The sequence below is a fragment of the Marinomonas phaeophyticola genome, assembly GCF_026966905.1.
GTDB classification, from domain to species: domain Bacteria; phylum Pseudomonadota; class Gammaproteobacteria; order Pseudomonadales; family Marinomonadaceae; genus Marinomonas; species Marinomonas phaeophyticola.
Window position 1 is genome coordinate 102,080 of record NZ_JAPUBN010000015.1, and the last position, 21,549, is coordinate 123,628.

Below are 21,549 nucleotides of genomic sequence, written 5' to 3' on the forward strand. Positions count from 1 at the left end.
AAGAAAGAGACAATGAGTGATAAGGTTAAAGAAGTTAAAAAGAGAATAGAATAGGCAAAGATCCGCCATCATTTGTATTATTAATGATTTTAAGTTTGTAAAACATTAGATTAAGAGATAACTTTAAAGTCACAATTAGGTCTAATTGAGTAATAACGGCCTAAACTGTAAATATGGAAATTTAAAATATATTGAAAAAAGAAGACATTCTTTTATTCTTTATTTTGGGGGAGCGAGTGTTATTAGATACTAACGTGAAAATTGTGATGCTTTTAGTGCTCACTTCCATGATGGCTTTAGCATCTCATCGCTTTGGCTTTTTAGATACCCATTTATCGTTAATGAATGGCGTTCATATTAACAACCAATCTTCCATTCAAGAAGGTAATTTAACATCCAAATTCCAGAAAAGTAAGAATGGAGCACGTGTTCGCTGTAATCTCAGTGATGATGACGGTTTTAATTTATGTGGTATATCTATTGGACTCGGTGAAGAGTCTCCTGCACGTGGCTTGAATTTGAGTATATATGATGCGCTTGAATTGGATGTGGTATTCCAGGCTCCTATTGATAATCAAAAATTGAAAGTCACTTTTAGGAACTATAATGAATCCTACTCGACTTTAGAAGACGTTGTATCATTGAAGTTTAATACCATTAGTTACGTTCCATCAACGTCTGAAACGCCTTTATATGTGCCCTTGCAAGCTTTACAAATTGAAAACTGGTGGTTGGCTCAGTATCAAATAGGTTTTGACCATAGCCAAACAGACATTTCTAATGTGTCATTTATTGAATTTATCACCTTTGATATGCCTAAAGCGGGTGTATATGATATAGAAGTAAAAAATGCTGTTTTACGAGGCCAATTACTGACAGAAATTGAGCTGTTAAAATATATTTTCTTGGTATGGTTAGTTGTTTTTATAACCTTAATGATAAGACAGCGAAGCCAACTGAAACGTGCACTGATCATGGATTCAGTTACTCAATGTTATAACCGTAAAGGTATTAATCAATGGGTGAGTAAGGCATTAGTGAAACATACAGTATGTCTTTTCTACATAGATATTAGTGGCTTTAAAAAAATAAATGACGCTTATGGTCATTCAGCTGGAGATGAGCTGTTAGTCATCTTTGCCGATAGAATAAAAAACTCATTGTACCCATTTAATGAAAATAGTGCGGTTATCTCTCGTCTATCAAGCGATGAATTCCTTATTGCTTTTAAAAGCTTGTCAGAAGACCAGCTTGAAGCACTCGTTAAAGAGCTTTTTGTGTTGCTGCAAGCTCCATTCAATTTGAGTGGTAATAAAATAGTTGTCAATATTAGCTTGGGCGTTGCGAAATGTTCCGAAGACATTAGGACTTTTAACGAATTGCTGGCGCAGGCTGATTCCGCTCTCTCCTATGCCAAAAAAAGTGATTTAGTGCGTTTTAAAGTCTTTGATGAGTACGTTGCAGAAGATATTTATTATCGAAAGCAAGTTGCGGAGCAGTTAAAAAATGCTTTATCTGACGATTTGTTACATCTTAATTTTATGCCTATTTATGACAGTAAATCACTCAAAGTGGAAGCTGTGGAAGTATTGCTTCGTTGTCACAGTGATGGTTTAAAAGGGGTCGGACCTGACGTATTTATCCCGGTTGCTGAGGAGTATAACCTGATTAAAGCAATTGATTTGTGGGTAATAGAGGCAACGTTCAAAAAGATAAAACAAGAACGAACACTCTTAGCGGATGTCCCTGTTACATTCTGTATTAATATTTCATCCGCTGAGCTACATAATGTTTCTTTCAGTCTCCACCTCGGTACCTTACTCGATAAGTATCAAATTAGGCCTAACTGGATTGAATTAGAGATTACCGAAACAAGTTTTATTGAAACCGACAGCAGTAGTATTCAAATCCTAAATGAAATCCGCTCACTTGGAGTAAGGTTAGCTCTAGATGATTTTGGTACAGGGTATACTGCGTTTAACCAACTTATAAATTATCCAATCGACTGTTTAAAAATTGATAAGTCTTTCATAGATAATATTGGTTCACAAAACAGCACGGCGGAATCTATGATTAAAGCTATTTTACTGATTGCTAAATCGTACAAGCTGGTCACTATTGCAGAAGGCATTGAAACACGAGATCAATACCATTATCTCGCTGAAAATGGTTGTAATTTTATGCAAGGTTACTTTTTGGCAAAACCAATGGATTGGCAAAATTTTAGGGCTCTGCTTTGCTCCCCTCAAAGCGAATCTTTGTTAACGAAACTGCAAGAGCCATTAATACCAGAAAAGTAACGTACATTCTTGATTATCATTCAATATTTAGGCGAACGTAATAAATATCTGCAGAGGGTTTTCATATAGATTATTTTATTTCTATGTTTCCTTTTAGATAGTGAGAGGGTTATGTGAAGAAAAAAATATCAATAAAAAAAATACTTAGCTGGTTATTAGGTAGTAAAAGCCTGCCTTTTCAGTATACACATCATTTTGTTTTATTGGTTTGTGCTGCCGTTTATACTTTTTCGGTGTGCTTTAATATTGCCTTAGGTGTGTCTGATGATTTTAATATATATCTTCAAATGGGCTTAGTACCGGCTATTATTTGGATTTGGTATCAGTCTCGCTGGAAAGGTAACTTTCATAAAATGGCGATTATTTTCGCTTATTTTTTGAGCCTGGTGTCGATACCTACTAATTGGTTGGGGAACGGCGGATCAAGTGGCCCTACGTATCTTATGGGTATGGCTTCTTTAATTTATTTATCCATATTATTAAGAGATATTTCTTTATATAGACGACTTGGACAAGCCTTAATTGTTTTGATACCGATACCTTTGGTTTATATAGAATATCTGTATCCAGAGCTTATCTTTTCTTACCCGGACGATACATTACGTCAAATCGATTTAACTGTTTCTTTTATACTTATCGGTTTTATCGTCATCATTATTATGGAAAATTATTTTAAACGCTTCCAGCTAGAACGGGAAAAAGCAGAATATTTAACGGAACAGCTGCGTTTTTTATCGGAACAAGACCCTTTAACCAGTCTTTACAATCGTAGAGGCCTCGATCGCTACTTTGAAGAAAAAGCGAATAGCCACGCCTTGTTTTCAATGGTCATTTTAGATTTAGATAACTTTAAGCATCTAAATGACCAAAGAGGACATAGCTATGGTGATGAAGTGTTATGTTCATTGTCCGGCGTACTCAAGGACAGAGCAATTAAAGATAAAGGCATCGCAGTGCGCTTGGGAGGGGAAGAGTTCGTTCTATTATTGCCCTTGAATGCAGAGGATGCTGTTGAGAGTACTAAGAAGGTCGTAGCGGCATTTTCAAGAGAAAAGCTTGCTCATGGCTTCGTTACCTTTAGTGCTGGCGTTGCTCAAGCTGAGCCGGAGGAATCTCAAGAAAGCCTGCTCAAACGGGCTGATGCTTTGCTTTATAAAGCAAAAAAATCAGGACGCGCTTGCATCCTGATGTAGAACGATATCCTTATGCTCTTTTCATAAAGTCTAGCTCTGAAGTGAGCTTGATGGCGTGTAAGCGTGTCGTGACGTCATGAATAGGAAAAGAAAAAATCACTTCGTCTATTTGTGTTGCCTCAATAAACTTAGCTAACTTCTCAGAAACAGTGGCTTGAGTTCCAACCATAGCGTATCTCAATGTACTGTTAATCATACCTAATTCAGACGCAGAAACCACAGAGGTCATATCGTCCACCGGTTTAGGGAAGGCGACATTTGTGCCGCGTCTAAGGTGGGCAAACTTCATTTTTGCAGACGTAAAATGGAATTCAGCATCGGCTTGAGAGTCGGCTACAGAAGCCATAACGCCTGCCGAGACAAAAGGTTTTTGTAATTGCTTGGATGGGCGGAAGTTAGCACGATAAACAGTAATGGCATCCAACAACATATCTGGCGCAAAATGAGAGGCAAAAGAAAAAGGCAGCCCCATGTAGGCGGCCAGTTGCGCGGAATATAAACTTGAACCTAATAGCCAAAGAGGGACATGACTGCCTTCTCCAGGGATAGCAATAACGTGTTTTGTTAGCGCATCATCGCTGAAATAGCCTTGTAACTCGGCCACATCATCAGGATATTGATCGACCTCGCCTGTTAAGTTACGGCGTAATGCTCTTGCCGTCATCATATCTGTACCTGGCGCTCTACCTAGGCCCAAATCCACACGGTCGGGGTACATAGCGGCTAAAGTACCGAACTGCTCTGCAATCACAAGTGGCGAATGATTAGGTAACATCACACCTCCAGCGCCAATGCGTATACGCTTAGTTACCGCTCCAATAGCCGCTAGCATCACTGCGGTTGCGGAGCTTGCGACACCGCGTGTTCCATGGTGTTCCGCTAACCAAATGCGCTGATAACCATAGTCATCGGCACATGCCGCTACAGATTTACTGTTCTCAATGGCATCAGCGACGGACTGACCGTCGCCTATAGGTGCAAGATCAAGAATAGAAAAGGGTACAGAATGAGACATAGTCGCTCCATTGAAGAATCGTTAATGTCTGTATAATGGGGGCTGAACCAGTAAAACATAGGGAGTGGTGCGATAAAACATAAGGCCTTCCAGAACAAGTCGGACTTGAACCGTATTATCTGCCGTTATAATCCTGCTTTGACCATGTCTTTGATAATGTAGGCCTTCACAAAATGGTCTAACTGGTGGGTTTGAATCCACCAAGTAGCCGCTTCCATTAATAATTCTGGGTTGTCATTCTTATTGGCAAAAAACGCATAAAATGAAACGCCGACATCATCTCCTTTAGTGGCTATCTTTTTATCACATACATCGATAATTTTGCTTCTTAATTCCATTCTCATAAGCTTCCCCTAGTGTATAGTTTTTGATGGTATTGACGGTGGTTAACTGAGGGCAATCACATCGTTAACGGCGCGTGAGATCAATTCTTTTTTCACGAGTGTGGTCTTAACTGGTTGTTCAAACCAGAAGCCCATAGGCTGATCAAAACCGATGCCGTGCATATAATTGTAGAGGGCCTTACGTAACCCTTCCCCTAGCATGCCATGATCGGTACCGGTTGAATCGGTAAAATCCACATCGTTTTCGGCAAAGAGAATGTTAGGACGATCTGCCAGAGTGATGCCAAACTCTTCAGGGTTGACGCCAATAGGACTGTGTACTGTGGCGGCAAACCGGTGCCAGAAAGCCGATTGAAAGCAGCCTTCTTTCATCATCTGACGAACCATTTCTAGCGCATCGATGGTTTCTTGTTCCGTTTGAGTGGGGAAGCCATACATCAAATAAGAATGAACTAAAATATCCGCATCGCTAAATGCTTTAGTGACGCGTGCGACTTGTTCAACACTTACGCCTTTTTTCATTAGCTTTAGCAAACGATCCGAAGCCACTTCAAGACCGCCACTGACGGCGATACAACCTGAATCGGCGAGTAACTGACAGCGTTCTGGAGTAAAGGTTTTTTCAAAGCGAATGTTTCCCCACCAGCTGATGACGACACCGCGTTCTATCAAACGTCTTGCCAGAGCGAATAAGGCTTTTGGTGGCGCCGCTTCATCGACAAAATGGAAACCTGTTTGGCCCGTTTCTTCGATGAGTTCTTCGATGCGATCCACCAAAATATCGGCTCCAGCGGCATCATAACGATCAATGTAGTCGAGAGTGACATCGCAAAAGCTGCATTTTCTCCAGTAACAGCCGTGAGCAATGGTTAACTTATTCCAGCGGCCATCACTCCAGATTCGATGCATCGGATTGAGCATTTCACATAAGGAAAGATAATCCTCTAATGGCAGACCATCGTAAATCGGTGTGCCTACGTCCGTTTGAGGTATGTCGTGCAAGGCGGTGTTTTCGTTAAAATGCACATAAGGCTCGCCACTACCATCCTCAGCAAGGAAGTAAGTACGTACCAATTCTTCTATTTCACGTTGTCCATCAAAATACTCCAGTAAGGTCATAAAAGGACGCTCACCGTCATCGAGGCAAATAAAATCGACAAACTCAAATACCCGAGGGTCTTTAAGGGCGCGCAGCTCGGTATTCACAAAGCCACCGCCCATAACGATGGGAAGATCTGGATTAATCGCTTTACATGTTTGCGCGATACGTAATGCGCCTAAAACATTACCGGGGAAAGGAACGGTTAACGCCACCACGCTGGGTTGAGTTTCTTCCAAATACTGTTCGACCAATTGCTCTAGAATTTCAGAGCTAAAACTGGGTTCGCCCATTAATGTATTGTAAAGGTCGTCAAAACTAGGATTGGCGGCCGCCAGGCGCTCACCATAACGACTGACCTCGAAATAAGGATCAACACCTTGGGTAATTACCGCTGAAAGGTCATTGATAAATAAGGTAGCTAGGTATTTCGCTTTATCTTGAACCCCAAGATTTCCAAAAGCGGCTTTTAATATGTCACCAGACACCGCTTCCATCTGAGCAATCGCATCAAATGCAGGGCCTTCTGGCAAAAAGCGACGGGAGACAATCCGCAAAGCAAGGCTGGAGTCTTTTCCTTGTAAAAAGCGAATAATTGGCTCAACGCAGAGGCGATAACGGTCGAACTCGGTTAAAAAAGTAAAAATCACATCCGGAAGTTCATCGTCGTCAAAAGACTCAAAATTTTCTTCCACATGCTGACGGATAATATCCAGCGCTGGTGCTGTCATCATCTCTAGAAAAAGTTCAATGGCAGGGTCACGTTGCACCGCCTCGTAGCCCCGAGAACGTAAAAAACCTGTCAAATACGCCGTCGCTGGGTACGGTGTATTCAATTGGGTCATCGGAGGGGTCATCAGAAGAACGGTCATAGCCTGCCTTGATTATAAAAGTAGATAAAATTAAGGCTGCATTCTAGCAGTAAAAAGCAAAGAGGGTCAGAATCCTGAACAATAATAAAGTGAGTCACTTCTGCAACAGAAGAGACAGATTCATTGCTCTGAACCTCTTTGCGTCTGAATCAGAGTGCGGATTCTACTTTTGATGCTACCTCATCAGACACCCATGCTTTCCAAATATGAGGGTACTGTTCTAAGAAGTGATACATAGCTGTTTCTTCATCGGCTTGGTTATCTTCCATCCAGGCCAATAAAATGCTCATTTCTTGATTCGTAAAGCCGCGCTTTGAAAAGTATTCAAAAGCCTGAGGTTCTGCCTGAGAAAACGCTTCAGTGGTGATAGTGGAAACTGGAGAAGGAGGATACATGGTGACTTTTGGTGATTCACAGTCTGGTTGTGTCGTGCAGTTACGGTACTCTTCGACATCGGTTCCACTGCCAAAATCCACTTTTACCATTTCATATTTGCCAAGTACCGGAGTCGGTGACCAATAATAACCAAACCATGGTAAATTACGTTCGTACGCTTTAGCAATCGTTCCGGCCAGCCCCGCACCGGAGCCTGGATCAATCATTTCAAAGCCATGAGTTTCTAATTCAAGCGCATTGAAAAGGTGCTCAGAAGTAATTTGACATGTCCATCCCGCAGGACAGCCATAAAAAGCATAAGTGGTATCACTCTCTGGATGTTGAAATAATTCGGCATGTTGAATAACGCCCTCTATGGTTGCCATTTCAGGGTACTGATCGACTAAATAAGCGGGTAACCAAAACCCTTCCTCTCCACCATTCACCAGAGAGTTACCCGCATATCGAAGACGTTTGTTGGCGATCCCTTTATCTAATGCTTCTTTAATACCGTTAGTCCACAACTCTGGTGCAACATCCGGACGGCCTTTTTCAATCATGGACAACCCAGTAGGCACACTGTCACCAGGGACCAATTCAGCATCACATTGATAGCCATTATTAAGAATGAACTGATCGACATGAGCAATCAAACTGGCGGAATTCCAATTCATATCGGCAATGGAGAAGGACCCACAGGCTGACGCATTCGCCTGAATGGAAAAAGTAGAAAGCAATATAACGGGTAGCATGGAAGGTAGGGTTTTCATCTGAAGGAATTCCTATAGAGAGGTTTGATACGTAATTATAAACATAAGATGAAAGAGTAAAAGCACAAAATAGTTCTGACCTCTTAAATAATAAAGCCGTTAACGTCGGTTAAGAAGCGGCGTTAGATAACCAGAGCCCAGTTGTTGCATTTGCTGTTCAACCCAATTGACTCTCTGAAGAAGGTAAGAAGTTAATCGATGAGGGTCTCGTGTTCGAGGACTCGGTAACAGTACGGCTAATCGAGCCGCTTGATTTCGCGTTAGATGACGAGCCGAGGTACCAAAATAATGTTGGCTCGCCGCTTCGACACCGTAAATGCCTTTGCCGAATTCGGCCACGTTCAAATACACTTCAAGAATGCGTTTTTTCCCCCAAATTATCTCAAAACTCATGGCTAACCCAGCTTCTAGACCCTTGCGTAAAAAGCTACGACCTGACCATAAAAAGACATTTTTCGCGGTTTGTTGCGTGATGGTACTCGCGCCACGAAGTCCATCACCGTCGTCGTACTGACTTATCGCCTTACTGATCGCGGTAAAGTCGATACCGGCGTGTTCAGGAAAGCGCTGATCTTCGGCGGCAACTACTGCCAAGGACACATGCGTAGGTAGTTCATCGATATCTATCCAGAGGTGGTTCACCGGGTAAGCGCTCTGTAGCATAAATGCGGTTGTTGGGAGCGGAACAAACCGAAACACCAATAAAACTAAAGACGATACTAGCAACGTACGCCATACAAGCGCCCATATTCGATTTAACATACTGCGTTTACGCTTTGCCATTTGCCGTCTCTTAATTGATAACTAGAAGCTTTTTAACTCAACAATAAACATGAGTATAAACAAAAAATAGATCAGGCCCCTTTTTAAAATACAGCGGTCTAGACGTTTATGATTCATTTACATTGGCGCACCTTTAATTCTATTGCCTGCTTCCTGTAATATGCGCCCAGTAATCACTTACTATCAGTAAAAATGCGATTTCATCCGATATCACCGCAACAAGGACAACCTCCTATGGCTGACTTTAAAACCCACGTTACTGTGGCCGCCGTACTCAGTGCACCATTGGCCGCCAGCACCTTTATTATGGGGTTTGCGACTATGAATGAAGCTGTTTTTTATGCCTTAGCCGGTACGCTAGGAGGCATGCTGCCCGACATTGACGCCGATGAGTCCATTGCTATTCGGTTGGTGTTTCGTTTGTTCGGCGTATTAGTGGCCGGACTCACAATAACACTCTGGATGGATCAATTAATCCATTGGCAATTACTCGCTTTAGCCACCGGCAGCTATTTAATTGTGCGCTTCCCAATACAATGGGTGTTTGAACAGTTCACCGTTCATAGAGGAGCGCTCCATAGTCTGCTGGCCAACCTGATGTTTACGGCGCTTACCGTTCCCATTGTGTATCATTTTTTCTCACTAGAAGCGAAAACTGCATGGGGCATTGGCGGCTTTATATTTTTAGGATCAACCATACACCTTATACTAGACGAGCTATACAGCATTGAACTCTCTGGAATGCGCCTCAAACGCTCCTTTGGCACAGCGCTTAAGTTAACCGACTGGGGAGAGCCATTCGCATCTTTAGTGTTAGTGTTCAGTTGTGCTTTAGGCTACTGGCTAAGTCCAGATACCGACGCTTGGCTCTTTACCCTCGCATGGCTACCAGAACCCGCACAAGTATCAGAATGGATAGCGCAAGAGTTTAATGGTTAAGAAAAAGGGTGTTTAGACGAGTACTTAAGGGATCTGACCCCTTTTAGGTGAATGGATTACAGCGTTAAATACTTTGATAAAAAGGCGTGTAAATTCCGATGAATACCTCGATAGGCTTCAATTTGAAATGGCCTCTAACAGGTCGAGCGTTTTGTATCCTATCGATGCGGAACATTCTCGAGGACGATCTAAGGTGATCCCAAGCGGTGATGTACCATATCGGCCAGTTTAGCAAGATATACTGCGCTTCAATCACCCGAGTGGTTTGTTCTCCTGTGTCAGACTGATAGTCGATCTCTAAACAGCGCTGTTCTAAAAATGCCTCTGCGATGTTTTCGGAAAGGTGTGGTTCGGGGGCCGTGTAACGAGAAACGGTATTTGCACCTGCATTGTCGCCAATCATGATGCGCTTACGGATATTGCTGACAGAGCTTCGCTGTTCTTGAGGGAACGCTTGGAACAGCTTCTGTTTAATGGCTTTCAAGTTGCTGGTCAGCAGAGGCGATTGCAAAGACTCCATAATCGCTAATGAAAGTATCAGCTCAACGACTTCATAATGACTTAATTGAAGGCGATCCACACCCCAGCGGCCATTTAAGCGAATGCCTCCCCCACGACCTCTTTCCGATTCAACAGGATACCCTGCACGCCTCAACTCGGCCAGTTCACGCATCAAGGTACGCTGACTAATACCCAATTGCTCGCGCAACTCTGAGGTTTTCCAGTAGGATTCCGAGCGAAGTAAACCAATGAGCCGATTACGTCGTTCTGTACGTTGTTCAAAGTTGGAATTGATCATTTATCTAATATGCCATCGAGCGGCATAAATATCCATATACTTCACATCAACGGCCACATCTCATGTGTTTTGGTGGTCATATATCACAGTGTTCAATAACATCATACCCACGAGGAGTTTTAACAATGAAGCACTATTACAACCCAATGAGCCGAGCCATTTCGACTGACTGGATGTTAAAGGAACTGGATGTTCAACATGAAAAAATCAATATCGACTTTGCGACAAACGAAAATAACGCCGCTGACTTCCGTAAAATCAACCCCATGGGTAAGTTACCAGTATTGGTCGACGGTGAAACGGTGGTAACGGAAGTCTCGGCTATTTGCGCTTACTTGGCAGATAAGTTTCCTGAGAAGAAATTAGCCCCTGAAATCGGTTCGGTTGAGCGTGCCGCCTATTATCGCTACTTGTTTTTTACAGGTAACACCATAGAACCTGCTTTTTCCCTTGCCGCGTGTGGCTTTGAGCATCCCGATCCTGTCTCGGCGGGTTGGGGTGATATGCCTCGAGTACTGGCTACCATTGAAGAGATGACACCTACGACAGGCTGGGCGCTTGGCGAACAATTTACCGCCGCCGATGTTGTTTTTGGAGGACTTCTAGACTTCTCCATCACCTTTAAGTGGATAGAGCCATCCCCCAAGGTTGCGGCTTATGTAGAGCGCATTCGTCAACGATCTGCTTATAAAGCGACTCATACGGCTTTTTAATGATGTCAGATTAAAAGGGGTCAGATCCCTTAAATTAATTTTTTAAGGGATCTGACCCCTTTTAGAGGGGCGGCCGCGATAGTCTTGACCAACCCTTTGTTTTAGTTGAGCTTCGACTTTCTCTTTAAAATAGCTGTCGCCAAGAGGCGTACCCGTTTGCCAAGCTGACAGTATTGCTGATAATGCTCGAGTATCAAGGTGCTGTTCAAACAGTCGTATGTAGTTTTTTATTCTTTCTGCGGTGTTACGGCCTAGGGCGTTATAGATAGGGTTAATCGTAATAAACGAAAGTGGTTTGACTCCGCTGTTGTGATGAAAGCTAGACCAACGATATAAACTTGGATGATCGACCATATTCGCTCTAACGGGGTTAAGTTCAATGTAGCGCATGACGGCTAAGAAATAACGGTCTGATTGTACTAAGCTACTTTTAAACCGTCCCTCCCATATAGAACCACTACGTCCGTATTTATGATTTATAAAAGGGACATAACGTCGACCAATATGTTGCATGAACTGACTTACACCTGCCCCAGATTGAGCCGTTAACAGAATATGAACATGGTTTGTCATAAGGACAAAAGCGTGAATAGCAACATTGTATTTGACAGCGGCTTCTTTCATCCAGAAAACGTACGCTTTGTAATCTTCATCCTCGAAGAAAACGGGATCGCGAGAAGCGCCGCGCTGAACTATATGTACCGGAACATTTGGTAAAAAGAAACGGGGTTTTCTTGGCATCTTTTCCTCCTTGAAGAGAAACCTCTGTGAGTATCTTAAAGGGGTCAGAACCCTTAAACAATAGTGATGTGGTGAGTGACTAGAATCGTCCGTTTTTAAGGGTTCTGACCCCTTAAATTAGTTACTGGCATAACACGGGCAGATACTTGCAACGGCAGCGCTTTTATATCTGTGCGTTCCAGTAAGTATGCGTAGCCTACGGATGTATGTGTCATATTCAGCACCAAAAAATTTTTACAACACTAAGATTTTAGTTATATCTGCTTCATTCGCTAAGATAATAGTTACATTCTAAGCATTTTTACTTGGCGTTGGATATGCCTAACTGCAATTTAGTCTAAGAAAATGTTTACGGAGCTAAGGTTTTTGTTAAAAATCTCCATTTCTTCAAGAAAATGTTTACAGGCTATGTGTAAGTAATAAAAGGGGTCAGATCCCTTAAAAATAACGCCAATGTTAGTTGCAACCTAGTTCAGTGTTTAAGGGATCTGACCCCTTTTAGAGGAGGCTTAATGCGCCTCGTCCCAGTTATCTCCCACGCCCGCTTCGACCAATAATGGTACGTCAATTTTGCTGCTGTTTTGCATGATCTCGACGATTTTGGCTTGTGCGGCGTCTAGGTCTTTTTCGGCGACTTCGAAGATCAATTCATCGTGTACTTGCATGATCATTTTCACGTCTAGGTCGGTGCCTTGTAGCCAGTCGTGCATTTTGATCATGGCACGTTTGATGATGTCGGCGGCGGAGCCTTGCATCGGTGCGTTGATGGCGGTGCGTTCAGCGGCTTGGCGCATGATGGCGTTTTTCGCTTTGATATCAGGTAGGTAGAGTCGGCGGCCGTAGATGGTTTCGACATAACCTTGTTCTTTGGCTTGTTCGCGGGTGCTGTCCATGTAGTGTTTTACACCTGGGTAGCGGTCAAAATAGATCTGTATGTATTTTTGTGCTTCTGGACGACTTATACCCAATTGTTTGGCCAAGCCGAAGGCGGACATGCCGTAAATAAGGCCGAAGTTGATGGCTTTGGCGCGGCGGCGTTGTTCGGTGGTGACTTCGCCTAGGCTGACTTCGAAGACTTCGGCGGCGGTGGCTTTGTGGATGTCGGCGTCTTTTGAGAAGGCGTCGAGCAAGCCTTTGTCTTGAGACAGATGCGCCATAATACGCAATTCGATTTGCGAGTAATCGGCGGCAATCAGTTTATGACCGGTTGGCGCAATAAAGGCTTGGCGAATACGACGACCTTCGGCGGTACGAATTGGGATGTTCTGTAAATTCGGATCCGTGGAAGACAAGCGCCCTGTGGCGGTGACGGCTTGATGGTAAGACGTATGAATACGGCCTGTCGACTGGATCATTTCAGGCAGTTTGTCCGTGTAGGTGGACTTTAGCTTCGACAAGCTGCGGTGTTCCATAATCAAGCGAGGTAATTCGTAGGTCAGCGCCAATTCTTGCAAGATCGGTTCGGCGGTGGATGGCTGGCCTTTAGGGGTTTTCTTAATAACAGGCAAACCTTGTTTCTCGAATAAGATCACTTGCAGTTGTTTCGGTGAGCTTAGGTTAAAGCTTTCACCGGCTTCTTCATGGGCTTTGATTTCCAGTTCTTGCAAACGGCTGGCAATTTCTGTGCTTTGTTCATGTAAGAGGTCTGGGTCAATCAAGGTGCCGGTTTGCTCCATGTTGGCCAATACAGGAATCAATGGGCATTCGATGTCGGTGAAAATAGACGCCACGGAAGGGGTCTTTTCGACTTGAGGCCAAATGGCGTTGTGCAAACGTAAGGTAATGTCCGCGTCTTCTGCGGCGTAGAACGCGGCTTGTTCCAGCTCGATTTCATTAAAGGTTTTTTGTTTTTTACCTTTGCCTGCTAGTTCTTCAAAGCTCACACAGGTGTGGCCAAGGAATTTCTTCGCTAAGGTATCCATGTCATGGCGGTTGCCAACGGAATTCAAAGTATAGGATTCCAGCATGGTGTCATGCTTAATGCCTTGCAGTTTAATGTCGTAGTTAGCTAACACATTGGCGTCGTATTTGATGTGTTGGCCAACTTTGGCTTTATTGTCGTTTTCTAAAAACGGTTTTAGTTGTGCCAAGACCCAATCACGGTCCAGTTGTTCTGGTGCACCTTCGTAGTCGTGGGCAACGGGGATGTAGCACGCTGTGCCTTCTTCAATAGAAAAGGAGACGCCGACGATTTCCGCTTTCATGTAATTTAGGCTGGTGGTTTCCGTATCGAAAGCCACTAAGTCTGCTTGGGTGATTTTCTCTAGCCAGGTGGAAAAGTGCGCCTTATCCAAAACAGTGTCGTAATGAGCTTCAATGGCGCTCGGCAGGATAATATCGGCGGTATTTGGGTCGTCTTCTGTGCTGGTTTTGCTGTCAGTGGGTGTGCGGTCTAGGTCTTTAATCCAAGTTTTGAATTCCAATTTTTCATACCATTCCCGTAAAGCGTCTTTATTAATTTTGCCGTTATGCAGCGTCAAAGGATCAAAATCCAATTCCACATCGCATTTAATGGTGGCAAGGGTATAGGACAGCTCGGCCATGTCTTTGTTTTCGGCCATTTTCTTTGACAGTGTTTTCGCGCCTCGGAAGCTTAAAGTCGCAATTTCGTCTAGACGTTCGTAAATGCTTGTTAGCCCGCCTAAACCTTGTAATAAACCAAGAGCGGTTTTTTCACCTACGCCTGGAACACCAGGAATGTTATCCACTTTATCGCCCATTAAGGCTAAGTAATCGATGATAAGTTCCGGTGGAATGCCAAATTTGTCCTTTACCCCTTGGACGTCCATCGTGGTGTCTGTCATGGTATTAACCAGTGTAACTTTATCTGTAACCAATTGTGCCATGTCTTTGTCGCCTGTGGAGACGATGACGTCACGGCCGGTTTCGCCAACGATTTTAGCTATGGTACCTATCACGTCGTCGGCTTCAACCCCAGTGATACTGATAAGAGGTAATCCCATGGCTTCGATCAGCTTATGAATGGGCTCGATTTGCGAGCGAAGGTCATCGGGCATGGGTGGTCGTTGCGCTTTGTATTCACTGTAGATGTCATCACGGAAGGTTTTGCCTTTCGCATCAAAAATTACCACCATTGGAGATTCTGGAAAACGCCCCATTAAACTGCGAATCATGCTGATGACACCACGGATGGCGTTGGTTGGTTGGCCGTCACTGGTGTTTAAAGGTGGAATGGCGTGAAAAGCACGATATAAGTACGATGATCCGTCTACTAAAATCATTGGTGAAGTGGTGTTTGAGGCGCTAGCCGACATGAAAATACCCTCGTTGGCACTGAATTCTAAAATTAATGGCTAGATTATCATATTGAGAGGCGTTTAGTGGACGGAAATGCATTTTCAACAATTGACCTTTTTCCGCTTATTGTGGAGCATAGGCACTTCTTTAAATACGCTTCCGCTGTTGATATTAAAATAGGTACGAAATTGGCTGTTTATACTTCTCTCGATCAAGATGACATGTTGGCTTTATTGGCTGACTACGATTTAGGTAACTTGGTGTCTTTCCAGGGCATTTCTGGAGGAGTGGAAAATACGAATTATTTCGTTACCACGGATCAAGGCAAGTATGTATTAACCTTGTTTGAGGAGTTCGAAGCGGAAGAAGTGCCTTACTTTTTGGATGTGGTAGCGCATTTTAAGGCTGAGGGTTTTAACGTTCCCGCGGCAATAAATGATAAGCAAGGCGAACGTCTGCGTATGATAAAAGATCGACCTGCCATTATGGTGGATTGTTTCCCTGGTACATTACTTGATCAAACAGATGTAGCCAGTTGTGCCTTAATGGGAACAGAATTGGCTAAATTGCATAAAGCAGGGCAAACTTTCCCTGAAAAACGTCCAAGCCATCGTGGGGTTGAGTGGTGGAATGTCACCAGTAAAGATTTAGCGCCTAAACTGCCAGTAGAAGATGCGACCTTATTGTTGGATCAAGTACAAGCGTTTGATGCGTTTTTGCAGTCAGCGGTGGAATTACCGGCTGGTACCATTCATGCGGATTTGTTTTTTAATAACACCTTATTCGTTGGTACTGAATTGTCGGCGATAATCGATTTTTACAATGCGTGCCACAGTTGGTTAACCTATGATTTAGCGATTGTAGTGAACGATTGGTGCTCAGACCCTGAAACAGGCGAAATCGAGCTTGAGAAATACCGCTCGCTTATCACCGCGTATGCAAATGAACGGGCATTTACCGAGGCGGAAAAAGACAACTGGCCTTTGATGTTACAAACCGCCGCTATGCGTTTTTGGTTATCGCGTTTAGAAGCTTGGTACGGTGCCATTGATGATCCAGAACGTTTGGCGCAACAACATAATCCAGAAGAAATTAAACGAATTCTTAATGCGCGAGTGAAATTTTGTCCTGCATTAGTGGGATAACCATCGACTCTTAAAGAGTTAGTTTTGTGATCTTGAAAAGGTAGAACTGATGCCCTTATGTCGCCCTTTTACCATAATGATTGGTGTTTGGCTGTTGAGTCTTGCTAGTTTAGTGAATGCGCACCCGCATGTTTTTATTGAAGGTCAGTATCGCGTTGAACTAGATCAAACAACGATAGATAGATTTGAGGCCAGCTGGAAGTTCGATTTATTTACCAGCTCGAGTTTAATATTAGAACATGACACTAATTTCGATAGCCAATTTCAAGGTAAAGAAAAGCAAATTGTGGCGGAGAAGCTGAAAAGCTTTGAAGCATTTGACTTTTTTATGAAGGTGTTAGTCGATGGTAATGTCGTTCGACCATCGAGTGTTATTGTGTCCGATATTACCATACAAGATCAGCAAATCTTATTGATCTTTTCGGTAGTTATGCCTGACCCTATTAACTTACACAAACAAACTTTGTCTTTATCTTTTGGGGATGACGAGTTTTACTTCGCACTGATGCCACCTGAAAGTGGCTTGTTATTACTGCGCGGAATGTTAGCCGAAACGTGTACACCAAATAGTCGAGAAGCAGAAGAAATGGCCATTGATTCTTGGGCGGATCTGAGTTGTGATTGATTACTCCAGTACGACCATTTTGTATTTTATAAAGCTTAGTATTTGATAACTCGTGAGGTTACATTATGTTAGAACATTTTCAATGGCTACCGTTTTTAGTCGCAATCAGCTTGTTAACCATGAGTCCTGGTGTTGATACTATTCTTGTCATGCGTAATGCGGCACGATGCGGTTGGAAGGATGGATTCTTGACTAGCTTGGGGATTTGCATGGGATTATTTGGTCATGCGACAGTCTCAGCTTTAGGGTTATCTGTCATCTTACTTGGGTCCGCGGAATTATTTTTTGCCTTTAAACTGATGGGGGCTGCGTATCTAGTCTATCTCGGTGTACAGAGTTTACGCAGTGCAATGCGGCCGATGGGAATGCAGTTTACCGACAATAGTCAATCAAAAGCCGTTGGTAGTATGGTCTCTTTTAGACAAGGTCTTTTATCGAATGTATTGAACCCTAAGCCCATTATTTTTTATATGGCGTTTTTGCCGCAGTTTATTGATCCTAATTATTCCGCATTAAACCAATCTTTGTTTATGGCCTTATTGCATTTTACGCTCGCAATGATTTGGCAAACTTTTCTTGCTGTTATGGTTCATAAAGCAAGAATTTGGCTGGCGCGACCAAAAGTGGCGCAAGTCTTGGACAGCCTAACCGGTCTACTTCTGGTGGGTTTTGGTGTAAAACTCGCGTTAAGTCAAAGGTAATCCCTGCCTTAATGCATTTTGGATAAAGCGTTCTATGAGTATGTTAATTGCGACTTGGATAAAGTTCTTCTTCCTATTTGCTCCCTTTTTTGTGTTGTCAATGTTTTTGGCATTGACTCGTGGTGAATCGAAAGAATCACGTAAAAAAGTGGCGAATAAAGCCATTATTGCGGCGGCCATTATTGCGTTAGTGCTGCTGTTTTTTGGTGGTGGTTTATTCGAGGTGTTAGGAATCAGTCTTGATTCTTTCCGTATTGGTTCTGGTATCTTGCTGTTCTTGTCTGCTTTAAGCCTGGTTAAAGATGGTACTCGTAACCATGCTGTTGGAATGCCAAGTGAAGAACGAGATGATGTTTCTGTTGTGCCTTTGGCGGTACCAACGATTATCGGTCCGGCGACCATTGGTACTATCTTGGTTTATGGTGCCGAGCTAACTGGCTGGACTTTATTTTTTGGTGTATTAGGTCTACTGCTCGCATTATTAAGTCTCGGTATTCTTTTGTATATGGCGTCTTACATTGAAAAGCTACTAGGTCGTACGGGTTTGAACATATTGAGTAAAATCACCGGTTTGATTCTTGCGGCTATGGCGGCGCAAATTTTTATGGGTGGTTTTATGGGTTTCTTATCACCTCTCATGTAAGACATATTGAGTATTCAAACGTTATAATATAACATTCTTATCATTCATAAACGATGATGAGAATGTTAGATGAAATTTCTTCTATCAACCATACTGTTGTGCTTACTGCTAATTGTGTGGTTTGTCTTCCGTGATGTCACCGGGTATCAATCCATAACCCATTGGTTGATGTCACAACAGCTCCAGTTCCATCGAAATCTAGTCATATCCATGCGCTCATTAAGTGAGGGAAGCAATGTGGGACTGTTGATGAGCTGCGTAGGGGTCAGTTTTCTTTATGGCGTCTTTCATGCCGTTGGACCGGGTCACGGTAAAGCCGTTATTTCTTCTTATATGCTGGCGAGTCATGCGAGTATTCGACAAGGAGTTGGTTTGTCGTTAGTGAGCGCATTTGCTCAGGGGCTCATGGCCGTCTTATGTGTGTTATTACTTGGTTACGTGTTTGATTTAGCAGGGCAAGCGACTCGAGTGAGCCGTCTTTTTGAAATGGCCAGTTTCATGATGATTACGCTCATGGGAGTCTGGATGTTAATACGGATATTGCGAAATAAACCTGCTTGCTGTGACCATCATCACGATCACGATCACGATCACGATCACGAACCGCACACCTATGTTGAGCCATGTCATCTTCATGGAAGCCAGCCACACGATGCGTTCCAAAAAAGAGATAACGTTCAGCGATATGCTTGGTGGTCTATGATTGGCGCTATTGGTATTCGTCCTTGTTCAGGGGCTATTCTAGTACTGCTTTTCTCATTAAGTGCTGGCATTTTACATTGGGGCATACTTGCTACCTTCGCTATGTCGTTAGGCACAGCAATTACAGTAAGTGTACTGGCGGCCATGAGCGTCTTATTTCGACAATCGGTATATTCTCAGAGTTCTTCTTTGGTTTGGCGTGAACGGTTAATGAAAGGCTTTGGCTTAATCGCATCGATGCTACTTATCCTTATCGGCGTTTCTATGCTGGTGGGGTATTTTAATTATTCTGATAGGATGCTGTGATGAATACACCGCATAACCATGATTCTTGTATTGAATCGGCTTTAGCTACCGCGGAGCGACTGTGTAAGTCGCAAAATCAAAAGTTAACGAAAGTGAGACGCCGTGCCCTAGAATTAATATGGCAAAGCCATCGACCTTTAGGGGCGTATCAACTGTTAGCGAAATTAGCCGAGGAGGGGTTTAATTCTGCTCCGCCTACCGTCTACCGTGCGTTGGACTTTTTAATGTCTGCAGGCCTTATTCATAAAGTGGAATCAATGAACGCCTATTTAGGGTGTGCCCATGCGGATAAAATCCATAAAGGGTATTTTCTCATTTGTGACCAATGCCACAATGTCATGGAGTTTGATTACCAAGACATTCACAATGCCCTAATTGAAAAAGCCGCCGCTCAAGGGTTTAGTTTACGAGCAGAAACGATTGAATTAACGGGATTGTGCGAAAATTGCCAAGACGAAAAACAACCGCAAGAGATGGAATCATGAAACCTTTAATTACTTTTGACGACATCGGCATTGAATTTGATGGACGTGCTTTGCTCAGTCATATTCAAATAAAAATACATGAAGGTGAAATAGTCACATTAATTGGTCCAAACGGCAGCGGGAAAAGTACCCTTATAAGAATCTTGTTGGGGCTACAAATACCAACCTCCGGTGAGGTTGTTTATCATGGAAAAACGCGCATTGGTTACATGCCTCAGAAGTTGCATATTGATCCCACTTTACCGTTAAGTGTTACGGACTTTTTATCTTTGGTAAGAAAAGTGGATAAGCATCAGATACCCGAGGTGTTGGCAAAAGTCGGGATCGAAAAATTAGCCAAAAAGCAGGTACATTTTTTATCAGGTGGAGAAACTCAGCGAGTGTTACTAGCAAGAGCCTTATTGAATCGCCCAAATTTATTAGTGCTTGATGAGCCAGTTCAAGGGGTCGATGTAAATGGCCAAGTGGAACTTTATAATCTCATTTCGTCTATTCGAGATGAGCTTCAATGTGGCGTATTAATGGTCTCTCATGATTTGCACTTGGTTATGGCGAAAACGGATACTGTGGTTTGTATTAATCAGCATGTATGTTGTTCTGGAACCCCTCAACACGTTACAGGACATCCGGCGTATCAAGCTTTATTTGGCATTCCTGGGGCCGCGGAGTCGATAGCGATTTACTCCCATCACCATGATCATGTTCACGATGAAAACGGAGAAGTATTAGCTGCGGATGACATTGTGCCCCATAAGCATGGTACCAGCTGTCAGCATTCATAATATACGCGTTCAGTAATAACAAGATAATTGCAAAATTGGTATTTGATGGGAATAAGCAAGCGCTTTGCAGACCTGTCTTGAAAAGGCTATTCCAAGGTATATATGATGTTAGATTTATTGTTTAGAGCGTTGTTAGGTGGTGTTGGTGTCGCTGCTGTTGCTGGTCCTTTAGGGGCATTTGTTGTCTGGCGCAGGATGGCCTATTTTGGTGATACGTTAGCGCATTCGGCGTTATTAGGTGTGGCGTTGGGGTTCTTGTTTGATATTAACCTGAATCTTGCTGTAGTGGTGTTATGTGTTGGCTTAGCTTTAGTGCTAGTAACATTGCAAAAGAAGCATTTTATTGCCACTGACACGCTTCTTGGCATTCTAGCCCACTCATCCTTATCTCTTGGTCTAGTGGCGGTGAGTTTCTTAGACAACATTCGTATTGATTTGATGGCGTATTTATTTGGTGATTTACTCGCCATTAGTATGTCTGACTTGTATTGGATTTATGCTGGTGGGGCGCTTGTCATCTTGCTGTTAATGCTCTTCTGGAAACCCCTATTGGCCATGACAGTGAATGAAGAGTTGGCCAAGGTAGAAGGTTATCCTGTGGAGGCAATTCGACTGTTGTTGATGCTATTAGTGGCTTTGGTTATTGCCGTTGCGATGAAAATAGTGGGGGTTCTATTGATTACGTCATTGATGATTATTCCTGCGGCGACGGCGAGAAAAGTATCTAATTCACCCGTTCAAATGGCAACTATGGCCAGCGTCATTGGTTGTTTATCTGTATGTGGTGGTTTATGGGCTTCTTATCGGTGGGATACACCAGCAGGACCGAGTGTGGTCGTGTGTGCGGCTTTTTTATTCTTATTTATTTACAGCTTACCGAAGATGAATCGGGTTTAGGATTGAGCATAAGGGCTTCTCGAATACAGCGTTGCTTGTTAGCTGGATTCGAGAAACGATAG

The 21,549-nt window shown here is 43.1% G+C and carries 20 protein-coding genes; 12 read left to right on the forward strand and 8 right to left on the reverse strand.

Features of this window, described 5'->3' with window-relative positions:
* Positions 1–191 precede the first annotated feature (191 nt).
* Entirely contained in the window at positions 192–2,300 is a 2,109-nt protein-coding gene (locus O1D97_RS09575; RefSeq protein WP_269125056.1) for a putative bifunctional diguanylate cyclase/phosphodiesterase, read from the forward strand.
* Between the two features lie 113 nt (positions 2,301–2,413).
* Positions 2,414–3,493, forward strand: coding sequence for a GGDEF domain-containing protein (locus tag O1D97_RS09580; protein WP_269125058.1), 1,080 nt, complete (start codon positions 2,414–2,416; stop codon positions 3,491–3,493).
* A gap of 10 nt (positions 3,494–3,503) precedes the next feature.
* Here the strand turns inward: O1D97_RS09580 and O1D97_RS09585 are convergent, their stop codons facing one another.
* The 5 genes from O1D97_RS09585 to mtgA all read right to left on the reverse strand — a co-directional run bounded on the left by O1D97_RS09585 (position 3,504) and on the right by mtgA (position 8,751).
* Entirely contained in the window at positions 3,504–4,508 is a 1,005-nt protein-coding gene (locus O1D97_RS09585; protein WP_269125060.1) for an LLM class flavin-dependent oxidoreductase, read from the reverse strand.
* A gap of 125 nt (positions 4,509–4,633) precedes the next feature.
* Positions 4,634–4,852, reverse strand: a complete 219-nt coding sequence (locus O1D97_RS09590) for a DUF6500 family protein (RefSeq protein ID WP_269125062.1) — start codon at positions 4,850–4,852, stop codon at positions 4,634–4,636.
* Between the two features lie 42 nt (positions 4,853–4,894).
* On the reverse strand, positions 4,895–6,823 hold the full coding sequence (locus tag O1D97_RS09595) for a B12-binding domain-containing radical SAM protein (RefSeq protein ID WP_269125064.1): 1,929 nt from the start codon (positions 6,821–6,823) through the stop codon (positions 4,895–4,897).
* Positions 6,824–6,972: 149 nt separating this feature from the next.
* The gene (locus O1D97_RS09600; protein WP_269125066.1) at positions 6,973–7,968 is read right to left on the reverse strand and encodes an ABC transporter substrate-binding protein; all 996 of its coding nucleotides are present in this window, start codon (positions 7,966–7,968) and stop codon (positions 6,973–6,975) included.
* Positions 7,969–8,067: 99 nt separating this feature from the next.
* Positions 8,068–8,751: a monofunctional biosynthetic peptidoglycan transglycosylase gene (gene mtgA / locus O1D97_RS09605; protein ID WP_269125068.1), complete on the reverse strand. Its 684-nt coding sequence runs from the start codon at positions 8,749–8,751 to the stop codon at positions 8,068–8,070.
* A 234-nt stretch (positions 8,752–8,985) separates the two neighbouring features.
* Between mtgA and O1D97_RS09610 the strand changes: the two genes are divergently transcribed.
* Complete coding sequence (locus tag O1D97_RS09610) at positions 8,986–9,690, forward strand: metal-dependent hydrolase (protein ID WP_269125069.1); 705 nt, start codon at positions 8,986–8,988, stop codon at positions 9,688–9,690.
* Positions 9,691–9,754: 64 nt separating this feature from the next.
* On the opposite strand, the gene O1D97_RS09615 is transcribed toward O1D97_RS09610, so the two are convergent.
* Positions 9,755–10,489 (reverse strand): helix-turn-helix transcriptional regulator, encoded by a 735-nt coding sequence (locus tag O1D97_RS09615; protein ID WP_269125071.1) that lies wholly within the window; start codon positions 10,487–10,489, stop codon positions 9,755–9,757.
* Between the two features lie 125 nt (positions 10,490–10,614).
* Between O1D97_RS09615 and O1D97_RS09620 the strand changes: the two genes are divergently transcribed.
* Positions 10,615–11,202, forward strand: coding sequence for a glutathione S-transferase family protein (locus tag O1D97_RS09620; RefSeq protein ID WP_269125073.1), 588 nt, complete (start codon positions 10,615–10,617; stop codon positions 11,200–11,202).
* Between the two features lie 42 nt (positions 11,203–11,244).
* On the opposite strand, the gene O1D97_RS09625 is transcribed toward O1D97_RS09620, so the two are convergent.
* On the reverse strand, positions 11,245–11,943 hold the full coding sequence (locus tag O1D97_RS09625) for a transposase (RefSeq protein ID WP_269125075.1): 699 nt from the start codon (positions 11,941–11,943) through the stop codon (positions 11,245–11,247).
* A 509-nt stretch (positions 11,944–12,452) separates the two neighbouring features.
* Positions 12,453–15,218, reverse strand: coding sequence for a DNA polymerase I (polA, locus tag O1D97_RS09630; RefSeq protein ID WP_269125077.1), 2,766 nt, complete (start codon positions 15,216–15,218; stop codon positions 12,453–12,455).
* Between the two features lie 66 nt (positions 15,219–15,284).
* Here polA and O1D97_RS09635 point away from each other — a divergent pair, with 66 nt between their 5' ends.
* The 8 genes from O1D97_RS09635 (at position 15,285) to znuB (ending at position 21,487) form a co-directional block, all read left to right on the forward strand.
* The gene (locus O1D97_RS09635) at positions 15,285–16,346 is read left to right on the forward strand and encodes a homoserine kinase (protein WP_269125079.1); all 1,062 of its coding nucleotides are present in this window, start codon (positions 15,285–15,287) and stop codon (positions 16,344–16,346) included.
* A gap of 49 nt (positions 16,347–16,395) precedes the next feature.
* Positions 16,396–16,971, forward strand: a complete 576-nt coding sequence (locus O1D97_RS09640; protein ID WP_269125081.1) for a DUF1007 family protein — start codon at positions 16,396–16,398, stop codon at positions 16,969–16,971.
* Between the two features lie 65 nt (positions 16,972–17,036).
* On the forward strand, positions 17,037–17,672 hold the full coding sequence (locus O1D97_RS09645) for a LysE family translocator (protein WP_269125083.1): 636 nt from the start codon (positions 17,037–17,039) through the stop codon (positions 17,670–17,672).
* 34 nt (positions 17,673–17,706) lie between these two features.
* Entirely contained in the window at positions 17,707–18,315 is a 609-nt protein-coding gene (locus tag O1D97_RS09650) for a MarC family protein (protein ID WP_269125084.1), read from the forward strand.
* A 69-nt stretch (positions 18,316–18,384) separates the two neighbouring features.
* A complete protein-coding gene (locus O1D97_RS09655) occupies positions 18,385–19,323 on the forward strand; it encodes a nickel/cobalt transporter (protein ID WP_269125086.1) in 939 nt (312 codons plus the stop codon).
* Entirely contained in the window at positions 19,323–19,808 is a 486-nt protein-coding gene (locus tag O1D97_RS09660) for a Fur family transcriptional regulator (RefSeq protein WP_269125088.1), read from the forward strand. The genes O1D97_RS09655 and O1D97_RS09660 overlap by 1 nt, the downstream gene beginning before the upstream one ends.
* Positions 19,805–20,590, forward strand: coding sequence for a zinc ABC transporter ATP-binding protein ZnuC (gene znuC / locus O1D97_RS09665; protein WP_269125090.1), 786 nt, complete (start codon positions 19,805–19,807; stop codon positions 20,588–20,590). The genes O1D97_RS09660 and znuC overlap by 4 nt, the downstream gene beginning before the upstream one ends.
* Positions 20,591–20,695: 105 nt before the next feature.
* Entirely contained in the window at positions 20,696–21,487 is a 792-nt protein-coding gene (gene znuB / locus O1D97_RS09670; RefSeq protein ID WP_269125091.1) for a zinc ABC transporter permease subunit ZnuB, read from the forward strand.
* The last annotated feature ends 62 nt before the right edge of the window (positions 21,488–21,549 follow it).

Excerpts from the sequence above, each read along its gene's own strand:
- O1D97_RS09585 (WP_269125060.1), bottom strand. The coding sequence starts at position 4,508 with ATGTCTCATTCTGTACCCTTTTCTATTCTTGATCTTGCACCTATAGGC.
- O1D97_RS09590 (WP_269125062.1), bottom strand. The coding sequence starts at position 4,852 with ATGAGAATGGAATTAAGAAGCAAAATTATCGATGTATGTGATAAAAAG.
- O1D97_RS09595 (WP_269125064.1), bottom strand. The coding sequence starts at position 6,823 with ATGACCGTTCTTCTGATGACCCCTCCGATGACCCAATTGAATACACCG.
- O1D97_RS09600 (WP_269125066.1), bottom strand. The coding sequence starts at position 7,968 with ATGAAAACCCTACCTTCCATGCTACCCGTTATATTGCTTTCTACTTTT.
- mtgA (WP_269125068.1), bottom strand. The coding sequence starts at position 8,751 with ATGGCAAAGCGTAAACGCAGTATGTTAAATCGAATATGGGCGCTTGTA.
- O1D97_RS09610 (WP_269125069.1), top strand. The coding sequence starts at position 8,986 with ATGGCTGACTTTAAAACCCACGTTACTGTGGCCGCCGTACTCAGTGCA.
- O1D97_RS09615 (WP_269125071.1), bottom strand. The coding sequence starts at position 10,489 with ATGATCAATTCCAACTTTGAACAACGTACAGAACGACGTAATCGGCTC.
- O1D97_RS09620 (WP_269125073.1), top strand. The coding sequence starts at position 10,615 with ATGAAGCACTATTACAACCCAATGAGCCGAGCCATTTCGACTGACTGG.
- O1D97_RS09625 (WP_269125075.1), bottom strand. The coding sequence starts at position 11,943 with ATGCCAAGAAAACCCCGTTTCTTTTTACCAAATGTTCCGGTACATATA.
- polA (WP_269125077.1), bottom strand. The coding sequence starts at position 15,218 with ATGTCGGCTAGCGCCTCAAACACCACTTCACCAATGATTTTAGTAGAC.
- O1D97_RS09640 (WP_269125081.1), top strand. The coding sequence starts at position 16,396 with ATGCCCTTATGTCGCCCTTTTACCATAATGATTGGTGTTTGGCTGTTG.
- O1D97_RS09645 (WP_269125083.1), top strand. The coding sequence starts at position 17,037 with ATGTTAGAACATTTTCAATGGCTACCGTTTTTAGTCGCAATCAGCTTG.
- O1D97_RS09650 (WP_269125084.1), top strand. The coding sequence starts at position 17,707 with ATGAGTATGTTAATTGCGACTTGGATAAAGTTCTTCTTCCTATTTGCT.
- O1D97_RS09655 (WP_269125086.1), top strand. The coding sequence starts at position 18,385 with ATGAAATTTCTTCTATCAACCATACTGTTGTGCTTACTGCTAATTGTG.
- O1D97_RS09660 (WP_269125088.1), top strand. The coding sequence starts at position 19,323 with ATGAATACACCGCATAACCATGATTCTTGTATTGAATCGGCTTTAGCT.
- znuC (WP_269125090.1), top strand. The coding sequence starts at position 19,805 with ATGAAACCTTTAATTACTTTTGACGACATCGGCATTGAATTTGATGGA.
- znuB (WP_269125091.1), top strand. The coding sequence starts at position 20,696 with ATGTTAGATTTATTGTTTAGAGCGTTGTTAGGTGGTGTTGGTGTCGCT.